This is a genomic window from Nostoc sp., assembly GCF_036916655.1.
Taxonomy (GTDB): domain Bacteria; phylum Cyanobacteriota; class Cyanobacteriia; order Cyanobacteriales; family Nostocaceae; genus Nostoc.
This window is the reverse complement of the sequence record NZ_JBALFY010000101.1, coordinates 104,307-124,018: the sequence shown is the minus strand read 5'-3', so window position 1 is coordinate 124,018 and position 19,712 is coordinate 104,307. Positions and strand designations below refer to the sequence as shown.

At 41.9% G+C, this 19,712-nt stretch carries 20 protein-coding genes; 14 read left to right on the top strand and 6 right to left on the bottom strand.

Annotated features, from left to right (window positions below; genetic code table 11):
• Positions 1-25 precede the first annotated feature (25 nt).
• From V7L31_RS27905 to V7L31_RS27895, 3 genes are all read right to left on the bottom strand, one after another.
• A complete protein-coding gene (locus V7L31_RS27905) occupies positions 26-1,009 on the bottom strand; it encodes an alpha-ketoacid dehydrogenase subunit beta (RefSeq protein ID WP_179067556.1) in 984 nt (327 codons plus the stop codon).
• A gap of 216 nt (positions 1,010-1,225) precedes the next feature.
• Complete coding sequence (locus V7L31_RS27900) at positions 1,226-1,849, bottom strand: hypothetical protein (RefSeq protein ID WP_334699243.1); 624 nt, start codon at positions 1,847-1,849, stop codon at positions 1,226-1,228.
• The gene (locus V7L31_RS27895; protein WP_334699242.1) at positions 1,849-2,484 is read right to left on the bottom strand and encodes a ParA family protein; all 636 of its coding nucleotides are present in this window, start codon (positions 2,482-2,484) and stop codon (positions 1,849-1,851) included. The genes V7L31_RS27900 and V7L31_RS27895 overlap by 1 nt, the downstream gene beginning before the upstream one ends.
• 314 nt (positions 2,485-2,798) lie before the next feature.
• Between V7L31_RS27895 and V7L31_RS27890 the strand changes: the two genes are divergently transcribed.
• The 3 genes from V7L31_RS27890 (at position 2,799) to V7L31_RS27880 (ending at position 5,392) form a co-directional block, all read left to right on the top strand.
• Positions 2,799-4,190 carry a cytochrome P450 gene (locus V7L31_RS27890; RefSeq protein WP_334699388.1) on the top strand — a complete coding sequence of 464 codons (1,392 nt, stop codon included), beginning with the start codon at positions 2,799-2,801 and terminating at the stop codon, positions 4,188-4,190.
• A gap of 233 nt (positions 4,191-4,423) precedes the next feature.
• Positions 4,424-4,642 carry a hypothetical protein gene (locus V7L31_RS27885; RefSeq protein WP_334699241.1) on the top strand — a complete coding sequence of 73 codons (219 nt, stop codon included), beginning with the start codon at positions 4,424-4,426 and terminating at the stop codon, positions 4,640-4,642.
• Positions 4,643-4,888: 246 nt separating this feature from the next.
• A complete protein-coding gene (locus V7L31_RS27880; protein WP_334699387.1) occupies positions 4,889-5,392 on the top strand; it encodes a DUF1877 family protein in 504 nt (167 codons plus the stop codon).
• Positions 5,393-5,591: 199 nt separating this feature from the next.
• On the opposite strand, the gene larC is transcribed toward V7L31_RS27880, so the two are convergent.
• Positions 5,592-6,875, bottom strand: a complete 1,284-nt coding sequence (gene larC / locus V7L31_RS27875; protein ID WP_334699240.1) for a nickel pincer cofactor biosynthesis protein LarC — start codon at positions 6,873-6,875, stop codon at positions 5,592-5,594.
• 160 nt (positions 6,876-7,035) lie between these two features.
• Here larC and V7L31_RS27870 point away from each other — a divergent pair, with 160 nt between their 5' ends.
• From V7L31_RS27870 to V7L31_RS27850, 5 genes are all read left to right on the top strand, one after another.
• Complete coding sequence (locus tag V7L31_RS27870) at positions 7,036-7,695, top strand: L-threonylcarbamoyladenylate synthase (protein ID WP_334699239.1); 660 nt, start codon at positions 7,036-7,038, stop codon at positions 7,693-7,695.
• Positions 7,696-8,104: 409 nt separating this feature from the next.
• Positions 8,105-9,325 (top strand): HetZ-related protein, encoded by a 1,221-nt coding sequence (locus V7L31_RS27865; protein ID WP_334699238.1) that lies wholly within the window; start codon positions 8,105-8,107, stop codon positions 9,323-9,325.
• A gap of 30 nt (positions 9,326-9,355) precedes the next feature.
• Entirely contained in the window at positions 9,356-9,577 is a 222-nt protein-coding gene (locus V7L31_RS27860) for an addiction module protein (RefSeq protein WP_334699237.1), read from the top strand.
• Positions 9,570-9,869 (top strand): type II toxin-antitoxin system RelE/ParE family toxin, encoded by a 300-nt coding sequence (locus tag V7L31_RS27855; RefSeq protein ID WP_334699236.1) that lies wholly within the window; start codon positions 9,570-9,572, stop codon positions 9,867-9,869. Before V7L31_RS27860 ends, V7L31_RS27855 begins: the two co-directional genes overlap by 8 nt.
• 246 nt (positions 9,870-10,115) lie before the next feature.
• A complete protein-coding gene (locus V7L31_RS27850) occupies positions 10,116-10,592 on the top strand; it encodes a PD-(D/E)XK nuclease superfamily protein (protein ID WP_334699386.1) in 477 nt (158 codons plus the stop codon).
• Here V7L31_RS27850 and V7L31_RS27845 read toward each other — a convergent pair.
• Positions 10,589-11,503: a DNA adenine methylase gene (locus tag V7L31_RS27845; RefSeq protein ID WP_334699235.1), complete on the bottom strand. Its 915-nt coding sequence runs from the start codon at positions 11,501-11,503 to the stop codon at positions 10,589-10,591. The two genes, V7L31_RS27850 and V7L31_RS27845, sit on opposite strands and share 4 nt — an antisense overlap.
• Before the next feature lie 156 nt (positions 11,504-11,659).
• Between V7L31_RS27845 and V7L31_RS27840 the strand changes: the two genes are divergently transcribed.
• The 3 genes from V7L31_RS27840 to V7L31_RS27830 all read left to right on the top strand — a co-directional run bounded on the left by V7L31_RS27840 (position 11,660) and on the right by V7L31_RS27830 (position 13,441).
• Positions 11,660-11,866 carry a DUF751 family protein gene (locus V7L31_RS27840; protein ID WP_292843617.1) on the top strand — a complete coding sequence of 69 codons (207 nt, stop codon included), beginning with the start codon at positions 11,660-11,662 and terminating at the stop codon, positions 11,864-11,866.
• Between the two features lie 122 nt (positions 11,867-11,988).
• The gene (rbfA, locus tag V7L31_RS27835) at positions 11,989-12,408 is read left to right on the top strand and encodes a 30S ribosome-binding factor RbfA (protein WP_179068594.1); all 420 of its coding nucleotides are present in this window, start codon (positions 11,989-11,991) and stop codon (positions 12,406-12,408) included.
• Positions 12,409-13,204: 796 nt separating this feature from the next.
• Positions 13,205-13,441 (top strand): DUF4327 family protein, encoded by a 237-nt coding sequence (locus V7L31_RS27830; protein ID WP_094347157.1) that lies wholly within the window; start codon positions 13,205-13,207, stop codon positions 13,439-13,441.
• 644 nt (positions 13,442-14,085) lie between these two features.
• On the opposite strand, the gene V7L31_RS27825 is transcribed toward V7L31_RS27830, so the two are convergent.
• Positions 14,086-14,439, bottom strand: coding sequence for a hypothetical protein (locus V7L31_RS27825; protein ID WP_179068595.1), 354 nt, complete (start codon positions 14,437-14,439; stop codon positions 14,086-14,088).
• 108 nt (positions 14,440-14,547) lie between these two features.
• On the opposite strand from V7L31_RS27825, the gene V7L31_RS27820 reads away from it, so the two are divergent.
• From V7L31_RS27820 to V7L31_RS27810, 3 genes are read left to right on the top strand one after another with little or no spacing between them, the layout of a single operon-like run.
• A complete protein-coding gene (locus V7L31_RS27820) occupies positions 14,548-16,830 on the top strand; it encodes a GAF domain-containing protein (protein ID WP_334699234.1) in 2,283 nt (760 codons plus the stop codon).
• Entirely contained in the window at positions 16,824-17,273 is a 450-nt protein-coding gene (locus V7L31_RS27815) for a response regulator (protein ID WP_334699233.1), read from the top strand. The genes V7L31_RS27820 and V7L31_RS27815 overlap by 7 nt, the downstream gene beginning before the upstream one ends.
• A 5-nt stretch (positions 17,274-17,278) precedes the next feature.
• Entirely contained in the window at positions 17,279-19,579 is a 2,301-nt protein-coding gene (locus V7L31_RS27810; protein WP_334699385.1) for a hybrid sensor histidine kinase/response regulator, read from the top strand.
• Positions 19,580-19,712 lie beyond the last annotated feature (133 nt).

Here is a 19,712-nt window from a genome sequence, read left to right as displayed (position 1 = left end):
GTCCCCAGTCCCCAGTCCCCAATCCCTAAACTCGCAACGCTACCATTTTTTCCACAGCTTCTACTATTTGCTCTGGTTGGACGATTGTCAGCCGCTCCAGATTGCCGTTATAGGGTGTGGGAATATCTTGGGAAGAAAGCCGCAGTACTGGCGCATCTAATTCATCGAATAAGCGATCGTTTATTGAGGCGATGACTTCTGCTCCAATACCCGCAGTTCGCATGGATTCTTCCACAACAATGACTTTATGAGTTTTACGTATGGATGCACCAATGGTATCAAAATCTAATGGTTTGAGAGATATTAAATCGATAACTTCTGGATCGTATCCTTGTTTTTCAAGAGTTTTGACTGCTTGCACGACATGATGGCGCATCCGCGAGTAAGTAATAATTGTCACATCTTTTCCCGGACGGACAATTTCTGCTTTATCCAGAGGTAGTAAGTATTCTTCTTCTGGTAAATCTTCTTTTAAGTTGTAAAGCAGAACGTGTTCAAAGAACAACACTGGATTATCATTGCGGATAGCGGATTTCAGTAGTCCTTTGGCGTTTCTTGGTGTGGAGCAGGCAACAATTTTCAACCCTGGCACAGCTTGAAAGTAAGTTTCTAATCGTTGAGAATGTTCTGCGCCTAGCTGTCTTCCAACACCGCCAGGGCCGCGAATTACCATCGGAATTTTAAAGTTACCGCCAGAGGTATAGCGTAGCATTCCAGCGTTGTTGGCTATTTGGTTGAAGGCGAGCAGTAAAAAGCCCATATTCATGCCTTCAATAATCGGACGCAAGCCAGTCATTGCGGCTCCCACAGCCATACCTGTAAAGCTATTTTCAGCGATGGGGGTGTCTAGAACGCGGAGTTCGCCATATTTTTGGTACAGGTCTTTGGTAACTTTATAGGAACCGCCGTAGTGTCCAACATCTTCACCGAGAACGAATACGCTGGAGTCACGTGCCATTTCTTCGTCAATGGCTTCCCGTAAGGCGTTGAAGAATAGTGTTTCTGCCATTTAGACCTTTTAGTACGATTATGGTTTTAGAATTTTATCGTGCCGCTGTCGTAAATACAGTGAGCGATCGCACTAGTTAGAGTTTAAGTTATTTAAACGAATCGCCCCAAGGTAGAGCGAGTAATTGCCATCAAGTGAATTCCTGTTTGCGGGGAGTCCGCCTGGGCGGACTTAAGTTTGTGTCGCTGCGATTAGAAATCGCCAGGTATATTTGCTCTAGTCAAGTAACCACATCTCATTAGAACTATCAGGATATTCATTTGGTTGATTTTGTGGTTGATTTTGAGCTAGTGTTTCCGATGACCGATGTGATTTCTTGTAGTTAAGTGGATTGTAGTGGTCTTTTTTTACTGATTTGATCGCACTAGTCTCTTTGACAGCTACAGCAAGTTGAGATTTTTCTTCTGCTGTTTGTTTTAAAGTCTTAATTTCTTCTATCAGCTGGGAGTTTGCTTCTGCAAGTTGCAATGCTGCTTTTTTGGTTTCTTCAAGTTCTTTTGTTAGCTGTTCTAGTAATGATGTTTGCTCTGATGCAAAGGTTTTTTGTTTAGATAATTTTGATTGCAAATCAGTAATTTCTTGTCCAAGAGATGCTTCTTTTTTGTGGCTTGTTTCTAGATTACTTGTCAACTCTTTGACAGTTGCTTCTAAATCAGCCTTAGTAGGACTTGTGCGCTTAGTAGAAGTTGGCTCAAGTGGTTGTCCTAACGATTCTTCATCATCTGAAGCTTCTTCGACAATTTTTTCTGCTGTAACTTCGATCGCAGATTCACCTTCTGGGGGTGTAAATTTTTGCGCCTCTTCTTGTAGTAAGTCAGAGAGACTTTGTTTCCTAGCCATTATTCTTTTCTCCAATCACGCTGTAATTCATCAGCTGCACGGCGGTAGTCTAATTCCGCCTCCCGTGCGTTTCCTCCTCGCCATTGAGTAATCGCTACACCTTCTAGTGCTGCTCGTTCATGAGCTTTATAAGCACGGATAAAGGTATTACAAGTAGGAATACCTAAGCGAGTAAGAGTGTTTTTTGCTTCTTGCGCTTCCCCCAGACTGCGCGTATCGACTTTGGTGAGCAATACCCGATGGGGGATTCCCACGGGGATGACGGCTTCCTTGACTGTTTCCACGAGGATTGCTAAATCCATTGCGGCTGGGGGTGTAGGCAAAACCAGATAATTTGCGATCGCAACTACCGCCACTAATGCTTCAGAGCGCAGGGCGGGAGGTGTATCCACCACTACTAAATCGTAACCTGTTATCTTTCCTAAATCACGTAAAAGTGTGGGATCGGTTTCTTGAGATAAATCAAATCCCATTCCCTGTTGACTGCGCCCAAACCACCAACTAGCAGAACCTTGAATATCTGCGTCAATCAACAGCACCTTTTTTTTCTTCGCAAAGTTTGCAGCCAGATTGACTGCGGTAGTCGTTTTACCGACTCCTCCTTTACCGTTAAGAATAGCGATGATTTTTGGCACTGCTTTAGTTAGAAGAAGGGAGTGGGGAAGGTGGGGCCCCCTCTGGGGATAAGGGGTAATGGGGAGTGGGGAGTAGAGGGAAAAATATTTTTCATATTTGGTCGTGGGATTTTTTGATGAAGGACTGACTTAAAAGAGTGTTGAGTACTGAGTTAGTTATTAGAAGTTATTAGTTATTATCCTTTTTTCCACTCCTACTCCCCACTCCTTACTCCCTATTCTCCATTGATTGAATATACAGCTTTCTGTAACCTATAAGTAACATGAAAACTCGTAACAATAAAATTCAGAAGCCATTAACTCCACAAAGTCCGATGACAACTACTTACAATCTGCCTGATGGGCCTCAAATGCCGCGCTGGCTAAGAATGATCAAGTTTATTAGCCAACCAGTCAAATATGTGGATGATTTTGCCAAAATCTATGGTGACACTTTCACAATCAGGAGTGTTCACTCAGATAATCATCTGGTGTATTTTAGTCAACCCCAAGCACTGGAGCAGATTTTTACTGCTGATTCCAGCCATTTTGAGGTGGGAAGGGGGAACATAGGGCTAAGATTTTTGCTTGGCGATCGCTCCTTTATGTTATCAGATGGCGATCGCCACCAACGGCAACGGCAATTATTAGCTCCACCTTTTCATGGCGAAAGGATGCGGGCTTACGGCGAGGAAATTCGGGAAATCACCCGACAGGTAAGTAATGAATGGCAAATTGGTAAACCTTTTAACATCCGTGAGTCGATGCAAGAAATTACCTTGCGTGTTATTCTGCGGGTTGTATTTGGTTTGAATGAAGGACAGCTGTTTGAAGAACTGAGGCGATCGCTAAGTGACTTATTAGACTTCATTAGTTCGCCGATAATGTCTAGCGCCATCTTCTTCCGGTTCATGCAAAAAGATTTTGGTGCGTGGAGTCCGTGGGGTTGGATTCTACAACAACGGCAAAAAATTGATCGACTTATTTATGCTTTGCTTCAAGAACGTCGGGCTGAATCTGAACAAAATCGGCAAGATATCTTAAGTTTGATGATGGCGGCTCGTTATGACGATGGTCAAGGGATGTCAGATGAAGAATTACACGACGAGTTAATGACATTGCTAGTTGCAGGACATGAAACTACCGCTTCTGCATTGACATGGGCTTTTTACTGGATTGACCATTTACCAGAGGTGCGTGAGAAGTTGCTAGAAGAACTCAACACCATTGGAGTTAACCCCGATTTGAGTAATGTGGCTAAATTGCCCTATTTAACAGCAGTTTGCCAAGAAACATTGCGAATTTACCCAATTGCCATGAATGCTTTCTGGCGGGTTGTGAAAACCCCAATTACAATTATGGGCTACGAACTGCGAGAGGGAACGGCAATAATCCCCAGTATTTATTTAGCCCACCATCGGGAAGAAGTTTACCCACAATCCAAGCAGTTTAAACCAGAACGCTTTTTAGAAAGACAATATTCACCTTATGAATATTTACCCTTTGGTGGTGGTAATCGTCGCTGTATTGGGATGGCATTTGCTCAGTATGAAATGAAAATCGTCTTGGCAAGTATTTTGTCAGAATTTCAAGTATCGCTAGTAAATAAACGTCTTGTACGTCCTGTGCGCCGTGGTTTAACTTTAGCTGCACCCGCCGGAATGCGGATGATTGCAACGCCTCAAGTTAAGCGTGCAAATCCAATTGTTGCCTCTACTTTAAGTTGATTTACTGAAGTGAAGCTATGCTGAAAGCAATAACTTTTATTCTCTAACAACATGGGTCAAATTTCGAGAAAGCAGGGGCAGTAAACGCACTGTATTGGGCACAGGTTTCCTTACGCTTTGATAGAGAAGTTCCCAGCTTTAGCAAAGAGTACGCAACATCAGAGTCACAGGCAGCTTATGATGCTTTAGCAGATATTCAGCTACGCAAACGCTGCCTGTTTCTGAGAGAGTTCGTGAAAAATTCTAGCGTCGAGGTACGCCGCAGTATTATTCCTAGTCTTGTACTAGATCCATTGTTTTATTCCGATGAACTTAGACATCTTATACCAGAAGCAATTGCGATCGCTAAAACTTATCCTGATAGTTATATTCGTCATCGTATCGAGGTGCAATTATGGACAGAAAGTCTACTCCAGCCATTACCCCCGCGAAATTCTAAACATCAAACCTGAAAAATTCCCTTGAATTAAGTAAGTCGGTGAGAAAATTCAATGTATATGAAGAAATATAAATTAACTGTATATCCCTGCACAAGTTATCAAATTTCTATCTAGCAAGCTTTTTGCCTTTTTCCAACCGTCGAACTCACGTTAATTTAGTGATTTTGTGAATATATCCTTTTTATTCAATAAAGATATGGGACGAAAAACTTATTTTGTGATGTAGATAATTCTGTCAATAAGGGTAAAAACGCAGTGATGTTAGCTTACTATCGCCAGATGAATTTCACTGAATTCAATAAAATTAAAGAAAGCCGTATAATTCAGAAGAATTTAATCTACAGTGATTTAACAGAATCACCGTATGGAGATTACCTGTGTATTGATATATGGTGGGGAACAATTGACTTTTTACTCGTTGGGCCAGGAGCCAATAAAAGCAATCCACTCAAAAAACTGATCTTTGGTGGAGTCCCTTTAGATACTGATGATATTTGGTTTGATTTTGGGCCAATACGCTATCTTGAGCCAAATGAAGTTCAAGAAATCTCAGAGCTTCTTGTTAAAATCTCGCCAGAAGTGCTAATTGCCCGATACGATACCGCATCAATGATAGAACATCAAGTACCCCCAGATATTTGGTGGACAGAAAATCAGAGTGAGGTTGTCATCTCAATTAAAAGTTGCTACTCAAAAATAGTGGATTTTTTTCAAAAAGCTGCGAGTAGAAAAAACTATATCCTTGCTTACATCACAGCGTAGTTTCGTTTAATTTTCTCTAAAAATCTGTTTATTTTCTCAGCTAATCTTAGCTATCTTCAGTTTCTCCTCGAAACCAGGAATTCAGAACATCCAGTTAGGCGGGGTTATTACAGGTAGAGTTGATTGTTCTGTGAGGGAAGGCGGAGCCTTTTGGATGGCATTCCCAGTCGGAGACTGGGAACGAGGAGAACGAGGAAATTTAGGTATTGACTAAATACCAATGCTGTAGCGCCAAACGTTGAATTTCGCGCCAGGGAATATTATGTTTTCGGGCTAAGTCTGCACAATCTTCATATTCTGGCTGTACATTTGCAATAACTTTTTCTAGTGATTGCCCTTTCCATGCTATTTTCACACGCACTTTGCCATATTCCGTTTCCACTTGTTGAATTTCTCGTTGTAAAACGGCACGTTGCTGAGTTGTTCGCCGAATGCCCAAGGTTGTAGTTTCGCGGAAGATAACGGCTTCACAACTGAGTAAATTTTCTGGATGACAAATCACAGTCAGCAAAATGCCCGGACGCGACTTTTTCATACCGATTGCTTGAGTAAAAACATCCAGCGCACCAGCCGCAAACAACGCCTCAAACGTATAGCCGATCGCTTGTGGATTCAAATCATCAATTTGGGTTTCTAATACCGAGATGGTTTCCAAATTTGAGCTAGTATCTTCAGAATCACTGAAATTTGACGGTAAACTTGCACTTTCACCCAACCAGAGGCGTAAAATATTTGGAATGGGTAAATTTATGGTTCCTGCTCCCAGTCCTACCTGCTTGATAGCGATCGCAGGTGGTGAACCAAAATCTCTTGCCAAAGTAGTAGCGATCGCGGCTCCTGTTGGTGTTACTAATTCTCTATCAATGCCATTGCTATAAACTGGACAACCCCGCATTTCCCACAGCTTTAATACCGCTGGGACTGGTACTGCCATCTGACCATGTGCAGCCCGAACAGTGCCGCCACCAGTCGGAAACGCCGAGCAATAAAGTAGGGGCAATCCTTCATCATTGCTCGCAATCCCCAACCAATCCAACCCCAGGCAAGTACCCACAATATCTACGATCGCATCTATAGCACCCACTTCATGAAAATGAACTTTTTCAGGTGAAATGCCATGCACCGCCCCTTCTGCCACCGCTAGCTGTCGGAATACCGCCAAACTCCAAGCTTCTGCCCTTGATGGCAACCCCGCTTTGAGAATCATCTGCTCTATTTCTGGCAAGTGGCGTGTGTGATGGTGACTGTGTTCGCCATCGTGGTGATGGTGGTGATGATCGTGTACTAAATCCACATGGATTTTAGTCGCCTGTTGACCATTCCGTTGGACAAATTCTGCCCTTAACTGATATTCCTGTTCAATACCCAACCCATTAAGTTTTTCAATTAAATACTCCACAGGAACACCCAAACTTACCAAAGCACCCAGGCACATATCACCAGAAATTCCTGTCGGACATTGAAGATAAGCGATTTTATTCATAAAAATTTGTCATTTGTCATTTGTCATTTGTCATTGGGGATTGAGCATTGGGCATTGGGCATTGGTTATTAATATTTTCTCCTCTGCTCCCCTGCCTCCCCTGCCTCCCCTGCCCCCCTGCCCCCCTGCCTCTCCTGCCCCCTGCCCCAATCTCCGTTCTATGGCAAAAATTTTCCCAGTTCATCCGGATAATCCTCAAACTCGCCGAATAGAGGAAATAAAGTCGGCGCTCTCTAGTGGCGCAGTCATGCTTTACCCTACTGATACAGTCTATGCCATCGGTTGTGATTTAAATGCCAAGTCGGCGGTAGAACGAGTGCGGCAAATTAAACAGCTAGCAAACGATAAACCATTGACATTTTTATGTCCCTCGCTTTCAAATGTGGCAACTTATGCCTTCGTAAGTGACACAGCTTATCGGATTATGAAACGCCTGATTCCAGGGCCATACACGTTTTTGCTCCCAGCTACGAAGTTAGTACCGAGATTGGTACAAAGCCCCAAGCGGAAAACTACTGGAATTAGAGTACCAAACCATACTGTGTGTTTGGAGTTGCTGGCAGCCTTGGGCAATCCGATTATTTCAACTTCAGCACATCTGCCACCAGATGAAGCAGACAATGGCATGATTCGGATAGATCCAGAAATTGTTCAGTCGCGGGTAGAGTTATTCGATCGTTTGGACAAGTTGGTAGACATAATTGTAGACACTGGCGAGGAACCTACTTATGAAGTATCTACCATCTTGGATATGACTGGAGACGAAGCAGCAATTATACGGAGGGGTTTAGGTTGGGAAACAGCAGCAGCATGGGTATAAGAATTCCACTTCACAGGCGCACCTCTCCGTTTCGGAAATTGTGATAAAAATAACTCCAGTTTTAAAATTGTCATATTTAAAAGCGATGTCTAGGATGGGCTGTTCGGTGAAACAGTGGATATAAGAGGATGGTGGCAAAACTTGGCACAGTAAGGTATTTGACAACTTTAAGAAAATAGCGGGTACTCGTGTGCCAGCGTTGAGATGGTGGCTTGTGAAGGAAACCGACACATTGCCATAACTGTAACTCTTTCGTATTTCCTATAGTTTTGATATATGAGCTTTAGATGTGAGCATTATATACGGCAAGTCTTGATGGATGAATGCCTAAAGATTCACAAGCTTTGGACAGCTTTTATTGCTGTGTCTGCGTTGTAATTACGGTGCAATACTACTACCTGGAAAAGTCATGAAATCTAACGTCGTCAATCTACCAAACTCTACACCCATTTTTGAGAACCACGTTTCGACTGAAGAATTTTCAGATAGCAGCAGTGATACCTTAATTGAATTGCTGTGTGAGGAAATGCAAGCGCAAGTGAAAGCAACGCCCAAGTGCGTAGAAGCTTTAGCAAAGCGCATAGCCGTAGAAGTAGAACGCATTTGCGATAAAAGCTCCCGCATTCAAACATCTGGGGAAATCAAGTCCTGGCAGATGACGTTGGGAAGGCATCGTATGCAAAAATGCTTACGTTACTACCAACTGGGTTCCAAACAAGGACGGGTGGAATTACATAGCAATTTGGGTGCTATGGTTTACCGCCATGTAACGATGTCCGGCTCTGAGTTGGGCTTTGATGCTCGTTACAGCCTGATTGAAGATTTTTTACAAGCATTTTATATAGAAGCGATTAAAGCTTTTCGTAGAGAAAACGAACTACCAGAGAATCACACGCCGCGTACTCAGCTGCAATTAGCTGAATATATGGCTTTTACAGAACAGTATGCCAAACGCCGGATCAATTTACCTGGTGGTGCAAATCAGCAATTGATTATCTTGCGCGCCCAAGGTTTTGCCCGTCGTCAGCCCCAAGAAACGACTGTAGATATTGAACTGGCGGTAGAATCTGCTAAGGGTGAAGAAGCAGAATCTTACCAGCGTAACTCGGCGGTGCAACAGCTGCGATCGCAAATGGTTGCTCAAACTAATTTCGATCCATCTGAAGAATCAGAACGCGATCGCGTCATCACAGAATTGATGAAATACCTGGAGTCTCAAGGTCAATCTGATTGTATGAACTACCTCAGCTTGAAACTTCAAGACCTTTCAGCCCCAGAAATTGACCAAATTCTCGGTTTAACCAGCCGTCAGCGTGATTATCTCCAACAACGCTTTAAATACCACGTCGAAAAGTTTGCCAAGCAACACCACTGGCAATTAGTACATCAATGGTTAGGTGCAGGTTTAGAGCAAAAATTGGGTTTATCTTCCCAACAGTGGGAAATCTTTGTGAATCAACTTACAGAACAGCAACAGCAAATATTACAGTTAAAAACTGCACGGGAAAACGACGTTGCGATCGCCAAAGCCATCAAATGCACCCCCAAACAGCTGCAAAAACGCTGGACTCAACTTTTAGAAATCGCATGGTCTATCCGCAACGGTCATACTGAAGCCCAGACAGGCTAAAATAAAGGTGAATAAAATATAGAGAAGACCATGAACCCAGTATTTCCCGAACTCTCTAGTCTTTCGAGAGCGGAAAAACTCCAACTGGTAGAAGACTTATGGGATGAAATTGCCGCTACACCAGCAGCACTCCCAGTTTTAGATTGGCAGAAACAAGAACTAGCCCGTCGCAAAGCCGAATATCTGCAAAATCCAGCCATTGGCAACTGTTGGGAAGATGTAAAAGCCAGAATCTATCAACGGCATGGCTAGAAACTTAACTATCCTTACAGCCGCAGAACTGGACATTATTGAAGCTTATGACTGGTACGAGGGGCGCGAATTAGGGTTAGGCGCTGAGTTCCTACGCTGTATTGATGCCTGCCTGAATTTAATTCAGCGTCACCCCAGCACATACCAGATTGTTCATGAAACCTATCGCCGCGCTACAATTAGGCGTTTTCCCTACGTCGTCTTTTACGAGTTTAATGAACAGGAGATTATTATCTACGCAGTTTTCCACTGTTCCCAAGACCCAGAAAAATGGCGTAGTCGCTTGCAATAGTTGGTCTTTGAGACTAAAGAGAAATCCATTATTTTAACTATTACCTGAATTAGTAACTCGTTCATAATCGAAATTATTAATACATTTGTATTTGTTTAGTACAAAAATACCAATAAAATCGGATTTTTTACTTGTCAATCCAACCTTGTTTAGTCAAAATCAAAAATTCATATTAAGCAACTGACCTTTTTTTACTACTTCTGTGAAATCCTATAATAAGCAGGACTTTTGGCAGAGGGATTGAAGATGGCTCTGACTCAAGGCGGACGGGCAAACAAGTCTGGGAATATTTTAGAAGCAAATGTAGAAGCAATCTTGCATGGGCATAATTATTTCCAAGTAGGAAACTATGTCCAAAAAGAATTTATATTAAATGCTACTTTATTACCAAAACGTTATGGCAAAGAAGTTTATATTGGAACTGGAATTTATCATACCTATTTGAAGGTTGATTTTTATGTTGTTGGCTCATCTGCAATGCCATCTGGTTTGATTTTCGAGTGCAAATGGCAAGAAAGCCCCGGTTCTGTTGATGAAAAGTTTCCTTACTTGAATATGAACATCGAGAATTATTACCCTGCACCGACTATTGTAATTTTAGGCGGTGAAGGTATGCGAGAGGGCGCAAGCAAATGGCTGAAAGCAAGAGTTAATGATAACCATAATTTATTAGCAGTTTATAGTTTGGATAGATTTATTGCATGGTCAAACAACCATCTCTAATAAGACGTAATTAAAAATTCTGAAATTGTCCCTCGATTTTCTATATTAGAGTTAATTGTTCGTGCTGCTTGTATTGTGTGTATTTTAAAACCAATTTCTCTATAAATGTCTTCGATCTCCTTACAATAAGAGTTGGATACCATAACTCTGACACCTCGGCTTGCTAACGCCGCACAAATATTTCTCAAATCTTTTTGATCATCCTCACTAAAACAGTGGCGACTGTAAGCTGTAAAATAGCTAGTTTTACTAATAGGATAGTACGGTGGATCAAAATAAACAAAATCATCACTGCTGTTTGCATAATCTAGTACTTCCTTAAAATCTGCTGTTTTGACCTCAGCCCTAGAAAGTGCTTGGGATGCTGAACCCAGTAAATCTATTTGACAAATTTTGGGATTTTCATATCTACCTAATGGTACATTGAATGTACCTCGTGAATTTACTCTATAAAGTCCATTGAAACAGGTTCTATTAAGATAAATTAAACGAGCGGCTCTTTCAATATCTCTATTGTAACTTTCATCTCTTACCTTGTAGTAGTACTGATTTTTATCTTTACTATTTTTGCTTTTACCACCATTTTCTTTATAGAAATTAGCATATTCAATATGTTGTTTTTCATGCTCTTGTAGTATTAATATTAAATCGCTTAAGTTCTTTTGAATACATTGATATGTATTAATTAATTCTTCATTAATATCAGTTAGATATGAAGATTCGATTGTTGAGTATCGATTTACTAAATAGAAAAACAAAGCGCCGCTGCCTAAAAATGGTTCATAGTAACGCTTAACGTTCTCAATATTTGGGGGCAAATATTTAATATATTTGTGAATTAATTTACTTTTACCGCCAGCCCATTTGAGGAACGGACGATAACAACTTTTATCATTGAGTTGAGTTAGCATTACTATTAATTTAATAAAATGGAAAACAACATGGTGTTAATGAGAGATTATATTTTATATTAGTATGGTGCGACAAAAGCAACACGTATTAGAATAAAGTCATGAAAAAAAGGTAAAATAGACCACCTGAATTATAATAGAGGAGTATAAATTCAGATGTTTGACGGATTTTGGGATAATGTCTTTCGCTACCCTCGGTACTTAATTACTATCGTCTTAGGCTTGTTTTTAAACACCTTTGCGCCATTAGTGCCACTGTTGAAACGCCCTGTCACCTCGATCGCTATCTTGGGTTTATTGGTGAGCAGTCTAGTCTTTCTGACTTTCACTCTACGGGCAATGCTGGGCTTGAGTGCAATCTAGACTAGCGTTGATCGGGGCTATGCCCCACAGACGGTTGCTCTTGGCGTTGCTCGCGCTAAGTACTGTCTACCCAACCTGCATCTATTTTTGTCGTACAACCTCTGTGATGAGGCGAAATTTTTATGGCTACAAATCGTCGGGTTTCCCGCGTTGCTGAACTGATCAAACGGGAAGTTAGCCAAATGCTACTCAACGGCATTAAGGATGACCGTGTGGGTACTGGAATGGTTAGTGTTACTGATGTTGATGTTTCTGGCGATCTCCAACACGCCAAAATCTACGTCAGTATCTATGGAACAGATGAAGCGAAAGTAGAAACAATGGCAGGCTTAAAGTCGGCCACCGGTTACGTCCGCAGCGAACTTGGGGCGCGGGTACGGCTACGTCGGACACCAGAAGTGATATTTCTCGAAGATCGCTCCATAGAACGCGGTAATAAAGTATTGGCACTGCTAAATCAACTTAATCACGATCGCCCGCCAGAAAATCTCGTAGCAGTAGAAGACAGCACTGTTCAAAATGATGATGAATTCTCCGAATAAGTAACTAAAACAACAATGTAACTTTAGAACAATTAACCTCAGCAAATCCGCCAAACACTTTACAGACGTGACGAGATCGCGTCTGTTTTAATGTAACCATAGCTTAATTCAGGGATTCAGTACTTATCTTGGCTTTCGTCTCTACTCTAGTGTTTTCCCTTCTCCTACTCCCACAGCGATTAGATATTGTTTGATTTGGAATTGCCTGACTCCAGCCCCTTGCAGATGTTTATCTAAGGAAAACTGTTGAATGTAAGTGCTGAAAATAACCTAAAATAATTACGATTTTACTTAAGAAATTGTTAACAGATACTATGGTTAAAGCCTTCGTAGTATACTTTAGCCGTTATGTTTTGCAACAGTTTATACCCTAGTAACTGACAAATATTATTGTGTTGTTTACCCTTAGATGAATACCCGCAGTTATAGATCAAGCTTTAAGGTGATTATTTGATATGTAAGTGAATCGCGATATAAACTCTTTCCACCCACCAAACTTGCCTAAATACAGTAATGGCAAGACTTTCAGACTTGTGGCATCAAAGTCATACAGCTACATAAGCAGGTTTAGTTAACTACTCGGAATTTTTTTTTGTAAAGCGGATTTGAGGGAAATGTCAGGATTCGTTGACTTTCTTAACATTTCTTGAGATAATTTCAGGAGATGTAGCGTCAAAATAAAAATAGTTCCGTATAGCAAACTACAAAATCCTAGCCACAAGTCTAATTTCTGTAATGTTTGTTCCTAATTATTAACGGGAACACTATCGTAAGTGTTAATTTGTGAGTAAAAAACATGAGTGTGAATACGGTGCCTTCTATCAATTACTACTCTCTAGATGTGATTCAAGACGAAGCACGCCGACTGGTGCAAAAGGGAATGGTTAGCCGGCAACAGCCAATATATAGCCTCTGCCAATACATTCCAGCTAGAGAGTGGGTTTGCGTTGAATGTGAATTAGAGAAATGTGACTTTTTGTTACGCGATCGCATTGGCGACCTAATTGGTCGTGAACAGTGGGACAACGACTAATCAATTTTTGATTTCGGATTTCGGATTGGGAGCTTATTTTCGATGTGTGAATGTCACCATTAACGATTCGACAACCAATCTGGGGGATAATCTCTGGTTTTTGATGAGCATTGCCCTATACAGAATCTTGAGTTTTTGATTAACACAGAAGCATTTGAGTCTGAATTTATACAGCTTTTCAAGTTAAAGAAGGCAATCTGGTGTCTTTGCTTGAATTTAGTATGTAGATTCTGCGAAGTTCCTACATTGCTCCGATAGAAGTGTAGGAACTCCAATTTTGACTCGCAATTTGCATCCCTTACTTGAGGGAAGCGATAGTCTGCTTGCTGTTAAAAGCCAAAATCAGCCCTGAAAAGTTTGCTAAGTCAGGCGCTAACCATCACCAGTTGCCAGAAAACAGGGAACCTCCGCAAGCAACTGGCTCAACTTTGGCAAAATTCAAAATTTGTTTGTATAGTATTTTTCTAAAAAAATCTCGGCAAGCATAAAAAAATCACCTTGACATTTATTGGGGGAAGGTTCAAGTCCCATCTCTCATAGGTAGCTCCCCCTCATGCCTTCTGCCGATGCTCTCTAAGAGATGCTAAAAGCGTAGCTTGCTTCCCTGTGAGGGTATCCTGCCTTCTGCTTCCTTTACTTGACTATTATCCTACTTGCTCTAAATATTGATTAATGTCTTCAATGATGCGAGTAAGTTCAGCTTCAGTAGTCAAGCGGATATTAATGTTGCGGACAGTTAGCAAAACTTTGGCTGCGAAGGGTGTTGGCCAGATATTAGGATTACAAAAAACTTCTAAAAATACTTCACCCGTGTAACGATACTCTAGGGGAGGCTGGGGAGTGACTCTACCACCGCCAGGAGTGGGTTTAGCGGCGACAGCTTTCAAGCGCTCCATTAGTTGATCTGTTGCTGTCTTTAACTCTCGTGCTGCTTGGGGTGAAAAACTAAAGGAGACTGAACCTTCAATTAGGTTTAATGTTAGAGGAGTTGAAGACATATCTTTTTTATTAAAACTTCTTGATAAGTACTAATATTACCGGAAGAAGGGATCTGAATCCCATTCTCATTAGTTTTCCGTATTTTCTAGATTTATTAAAAAAAGTTAATGAAAGCTAGACATTTTGATACAGAAACGGTGAGGTTAGAAGCTCTCCGCCAGTATCAAATTCTTGACACTGAACCTGAAGAAGCCTACGACAATCTTGCTCAGTTAGCAGCATTTATTTGCGATACTCCTATATCCTTAGTAAATTTCATTGATGAAAACCGTCAATGGTTTAAGGCAAAAGTAGGTTTAGATGTATCAGAAATGCCCCGGAATGTTGGGTTGTCTTATCTTTGTCAAGAGCAGCATAATGTTGTGGTGGTTCCTGATACCCTAGCTGATGAAAAATTGGCAAGTAATCCAGTAGTAACTGGCTATCCTTATATACGGTTTTATGCAGGTGTACCCTTAATTACTCCAATGGGAGATATGCTAGGAACCCTGTGCGTAATTGACCAAGTTCCTCGACAAATAAGCCAAAAACAAATAGAGGCGCTTGTAGCTCTAAGTCGCCTGGTAATCGACCAACTAGAACTCAGGCGTCATGAAGGACTACGAGAAAGTGAAGAACGTTGGCAATTAGCATTACATGGTAATAATGATGGTATTTGGGATTGGAATCTCAAGACTAATGAAGTGTTCTTCTCAACTCAATGGAAGGAAATGCTCGGCTATAAAGACCACGAAGTTTCCAACTGTTGGGATGAATGGACAAAACGAATCCATCCCGATGAGCGAGATTCGGTACTCCAAGCCTTCCAAGACCACTTTGCCAAGAAAACACCGTTTTACATCTGTGAATATCGAGTCCAGTGCCAAGACGGCAGCTATAAATGGATTCTAGATCGAGGACAGGCACTTTGGGACGCATTGGGTGATGTGGTGCGGATGGTGGGTTCTTATACTGATATCACAGATCGCAAGCTGGCAGATGAAGAATTAAAACGGCAAAATATGCGATCGCAATTATTTGCCGAAATCACCCTGAAAATTCGAGAATCTTTACAAATAGATGAAATTCTTCAAACCTCGGTGACGGAGGTACAAAAATTACTACAAGCTGACCGGGTGTTAATTTTTCGACTGGACACTGACGGCTCAGGAACAGTGGTACAAGAAGCTGTGTTGCCTGGTTGGCCGGTAATTCTAGGAGAAAATATTTTTGATCCCTGCTTTAAAGAACAATATCTAGAAAGATATCGTCAGGGAAGAGTCAGTGCGATTGAAGACATTGAAGCCGCTCATATCCAACCATGCCATCGAAAATTTCTTCAGCAATTTGCTGTCAGAGCGAATTTGGTAGTGCCGATTCTGATCAGAGATGGCATTTGGGGCTTGTTGCTAGCTCATCAGTGTGCCGCACCTCGACAGTGGAATAACTTTGAGACGGAGTTGTTACAGCAACTAGGAAACCAAATTGGCATTGCTTTATCTCAAGCGCAACTATTAGAAAAAGAAACCCAGCAAACTCAGGAACTTGCTCGTTCTAATGCTGAATTGGAACAATTTGCATATATTGCTTCCCATGACTTGCAAGAGCCGTTGCGGATGGTAACTAGTTATTTACAACTACTAGAGCGAAGATACAAAAACCAACTAGATACCAATGCCGACCAGTTTATCACCTACGCAGTTGATGGGGCGCGGCGGATGCAGACCTTGATCAACGATTTGTTGAACTATTCCCGCGTCAGCACTCGTGGACAACCCTTTATGCTGGTTGATTGTAATGTAATCTTAGAGCAGGCGATCGCTAATCTCCAACTGGCGATCGCAGATAGTAGAGCAGTTGTCACCTATGATACCCTACCTCAAGTGATGGCTGATGCTACTCAATTGACACAAGTACTTCAAAATCTCATTGCCAACGCGATTAAATTTTGCCAAAATCAGCAGCCACGAATTCATATTGGAGTGGGGAGTGGGGACTGGGTACTGGCGGAGGCAGGGGATGCAGGCGAGGCAGGGGAGGCAGGGGGAGAAATAAACAATGCCCAATCCCCAATCCCCAATCCCCAGTCCCCAATCCCCAATCCCCAGTCCCCAATCCCCAATCCCCAGTCCCCAATCCCCAATCCCCAATCCCCAATCCCCACTCAAAACCAATTTTTATTCTGGGTGCGTGATAATGGAATTGGTTTAGAATCCCAGTATGCTGAACGTATTTTTATAATTTTTCAGCGTTTGCACGGTAGAGACAAGTATCCTGGTACTGGAATTGGTCTGGCAATTTGTAAGAAAATTATCGAACGCCACAGCGGCCGAATCTGGGTTGAGTCGAAACCGGGCCAAGGCTCGACTTTCTACTTCACAATTCCAGATAGAGCAGGTAAGCAATGGTAAGCACCATAATAGCAATTATGCCTATTGAGGTTTTGTTAGTAGAGGATAATCCTGGCGATGTCCAACTTACACGCATCGCCCTAGAAGATAGCAAAATCTCGATTCACTTGAATGTGGTCGAAGATGGTGTCGAGGCAATGGCTTTCTTGCGAAAACAAGAAAAATATGCTAAAGTAACCCATCCAGATATTATACTGCTCGATTTAAACCTGCCGAGAAAAGATGGACGGGAAGTATTAGCAGAAATTAAAGGAGATGAAAACCTCAAACGAATTCCTGTAGTAGTTTTGACAACTTCTCAAGCTGAAGAAGATATTCTCAAAGCCTATAACCTTTCTGCCAACTGTTATATAACTAAGCCTGTAGATTTCGATCAATTCGTTAAAATTGTCCAATCAATAGAAAATTTTTGGTTTGCGATCGTAAAACTGCCACCGGAGTAGTGGAAATGGCAGGTGAAAATATAAAAGTTTTGTTAGTAGAAGACAACCCTGGTGATGTCTTATTGTTACAAGAGTTATTCAAGGAAGTTACCACAGTTGTAGTTGAGTTGATGCCCGTTGAGCGGCTTTATGAAGCAGTCAACTACCTAACAAATGAAATTTTTGATGTAATTTTGTTAGACCTCTCGCTGCCAGATAGCCAGGGATTGCAAACCTTTGTCATCGCTCACAATCAAGCAAAAGCAACTCCAATCATTGTACTGACGGGTATAAATGATGAAACCCTGGCAACGAGAGCAATGCAACAAGGAGCGCAAGATTATTTAGTGAAAGGGCAAGTAACTGGCGACTTGCTGGTGCGGTCTATGCGTTATGCTATCGAACGTCAACAGGCAGATAACGCACTGCGGCAGAGTGAGGAGCGATTTCGGGTGGCTCTCAAAAACTCTCCAATCTTTGTCTACAACCAGGATAGAGATTTACGGTATACCTGGGTTTACAATCCTCCATCTGGATTGACAGTTGAGAAAATATTGGGCAAACAAGACTTAGACATCATTCCAGTAGAAGATGCTCAACATCTCATCACCATTAAACGTGGGGTTTTGACTACAGGCATAGGAACGCGAGAGGAAGTATCAATTACCATCCAAGATACAACTCGATATTACGATTTAACTGTCGAGCCATTGCGGAATGAAACCCAAGAAATTGTCGGGGTGACATGCGCCAGTATAGATATTAGCGAACGACAAGCTGCGCTACGCGACCAGCAAGCTGCGCTACGCGATCGCAAATTAGCAGAAGAAAAAATCCGCGAACAAGCAGCATTGCTAGATGTCACCACAGATGCCATTTGCGTCCGAGATTTAAACAATCAAATTATCTTCTGGAACAAAGGCGCAGAAACACTTTATGGCTGGCAAGCTACAGAAGCCTGGGGCAAAAATGCTAGTGAGCTTTTGTATGACGAACCTTCACCAGAAGTTGAAGCAGCTCTATTGCAAGTTATTAGTCAAGGTAAATGGCAGGGTGAGTTAACAAAACTTACCAAAACTGACAAAGAAATCCTCGTTGCTAGCCGCTGGAGTCTGATATGCGATGAACAAGGAAAACCCAAATCAATTCTCACCGTTGACACAGATATTACCGAGAAAAAACACTTAGAAGCCCAATTATTTCGCGCCCAACGCCTGGAAAGTATTGGTACTTTAGCTAGCGGCATTGCTCACGACCTCAACAATATCCTGACACCGATTTTGGCCGGAGCGCAACTGCTACCGCTGAAATTTCCCGATGCAGATGAACGGACTCGCCATCTACTGGAAATTTTGGAAATAAACGCTAGACGCGGCGCTGATTTAGTCAAACAAGTGCTGTCCTTTGCGCGGGGTGTAGAAGGGAAGCGGATCACTTTGCAGATCAGACATATAATTGTGGAACTTGGCAAGATTCTAAAAGAGACATTCCCAAAATCCATAGAAATCAGTACTGATGTACCACAAAATTTAGGGATGGTTTCTGGAGATAGCACCCAACTGCATCAAGTGCTGATGAACCTCTGCGTTAACGCCCGCGATGCTATGACTAATGGTGGTACTTTGAGTATCTCTGCCGAGAATCTGTTAATTGATGAAAATTATGCCCGCATGAACTTGGAAGCCAAGGTGGGATTTTACATAGTTATTTCTGTCTCCGATACAGGAATTGGTATTCCTGGGGAAATATTAGATCGAATTTTTGAGCCATTCTTCACCACAAAAGATGTGGGAAAAGGCACAGGATTGGGACTTTCCACTGTACTTGGAATCATTAAAAGTCACGGCGGTTTTGTGAACGTGTATAGCGAACCGGGAACTGGTACTAGTTTTCACGTTTACTTACCAGTCGTCAAGGGAATGGAAGCACTCAGCCCGGAAGATTTGCCACCACAGATAGGACACGAAGAATTGATTTTGGTTGTGGATGATGAAATTGCCATTCAAGAGATTACCAGAACATCACTAGAAGCTCACAACTACAAAATCTTAATTGCCAATGATGGTATTGAAGGGATCGCACTATACGCTCAAAATAGAGACAAAGTTAGTGCCGTACTCATGGATATTATGCTGCCCTCGCTAGATGGTTTAACTGCCATCCGTACCCTGCAAAAAATCAACCCCCAAGTCAAAATTATCGCCAGCAGTGGACTTATGTCTGACAATAAGCTCAGTGCAGCAGCGGCCATTGGTATCAATACATTTTTGTCGAAGCCCTATACAATCAACGAATTATTGCTTTCTTTACAGAAAGTACTATCTTGAGTCAATTAATTACAGCAGTTTTCATGTATTTGAACCACATCTGTCGTAAGGGCACAGCATTGCTCATTGGTGTCAACTTAACAGGAAACGGGCGGTTAGAAACCGCGTTTATACAAACAAAACCCACGGAGGT

Excerpts from the sequence above, each read along its gene's own strand:
- V7L31_RS27905 (WP_179067556.1), bottom strand. The coding sequence starts at position 1,009 with ATGGCAGAAACACTATTCTTCAACGCCTTACGGGAAGCCATTGACGAA.
- V7L31_RS27900 (WP_334699243.1), bottom strand. The coding sequence starts at position 1,849 with ATGGCTAGGAAACAAAGTCTCTCTGACTTACTACAAGAAGAGGCGCAA.
- V7L31_RS27890 (WP_334699388.1), top strand. The coding sequence starts at position 2,799 with ATGACAACTACTTACAATCTGCCTGATGGGCCTCAAATGCCGCGCTGG.
- V7L31_RS27880 (WP_334699387.1), top strand. The coding sequence starts at position 4,889 with ATGTTAGCTTACTATCGCCAGATGAATTTCACTGAATTCAATAAAATT.
- larC (WP_334699240.1), bottom strand. The coding sequence starts at position 6,875 with ATGAATAAAATCGCTTATCTTCAATGTCCGACAGGAATTTCTGGTGAT.
- V7L31_RS27870 (WP_334699239.1), top strand. The coding sequence starts at position 7,036 with ATGGCAAAAATTTTCCCAGTTCATCCGGATAATCCTCAAACTCGCCGA.
- V7L31_RS27865 (WP_334699238.1), top strand. The coding sequence starts at position 8,105 with ATGAAATCTAACGTCGTCAATCTACCAAACTCTACACCCATTTTTGAG.
- V7L31_RS27860 (WP_334699237.1), top strand. The coding sequence starts at position 9,356 with ATGAACCCAGTATTTCCCGAACTCTCTAGTCTTTCGAGAGCGGAAAAA.
- V7L31_RS27855 (WP_334699236.1), top strand. The coding sequence starts at position 9,570 with ATGGCTAGAAACTTAACTATCCTTACAGCCGCAGAACTGGACATTATT.
- V7L31_RS27850 (WP_334699386.1), top strand. The coding sequence starts at position 10,116 with ATGGCTCTGACTCAAGGCGGACGGGCAAACAAGTCTGGGAATATTTTA.
- V7L31_RS27845 (WP_334699235.1), bottom strand. The coding sequence starts at position 11,503 with ATGCTAACTCAACTCAATGATAAAAGTTGTTATCGTCCGTTCCTCAAA.
- V7L31_RS27840 (WP_292843617.1), top strand. The coding sequence starts at position 11,660 with ATGTTTGACGGATTTTGGGATAATGTCTTTCGCTACCCTCGGTACTTA.
- rbfA (WP_179068594.1), top strand. The coding sequence starts at position 11,989 with ATGGCTACAAATCGTCGGGTTTCCCGCGTTGCTGAACTGATCAAACGG.
- V7L31_RS27830 (WP_094347157.1), top strand. The coding sequence starts at position 13,205 with ATGAGTGTGAATACGGTGCCTTCTATCAATTACTACTCTCTAGATGTG.
- V7L31_RS27825 (WP_179068595.1), bottom strand. The coding sequence starts at position 14,439 with ATGTCTTCAACTCCTCTAACATTAAACCTAATTGAAGGTTCAGTCTCC.
- V7L31_RS27820 (WP_334699234.1), top strand. The coding sequence starts at position 14,548 with ATGAAAGCTAGACATTTTGATACAGAAACGGTGAGGTTAGAAGCTCTC.
- V7L31_RS27815 (WP_334699233.1), top strand. The coding sequence starts at position 16,824 with ATGGTAAGCACCATAATAGCAATTATGCCTATTGAGGTTTTGTTAGTA.
- V7L31_RS27810 (WP_334699385.1), top strand. The coding sequence starts at position 17,279 with ATGGCAGGTGAAAATATAAAAGTTTTGTTAGTAGAAGACAACCCTGGT.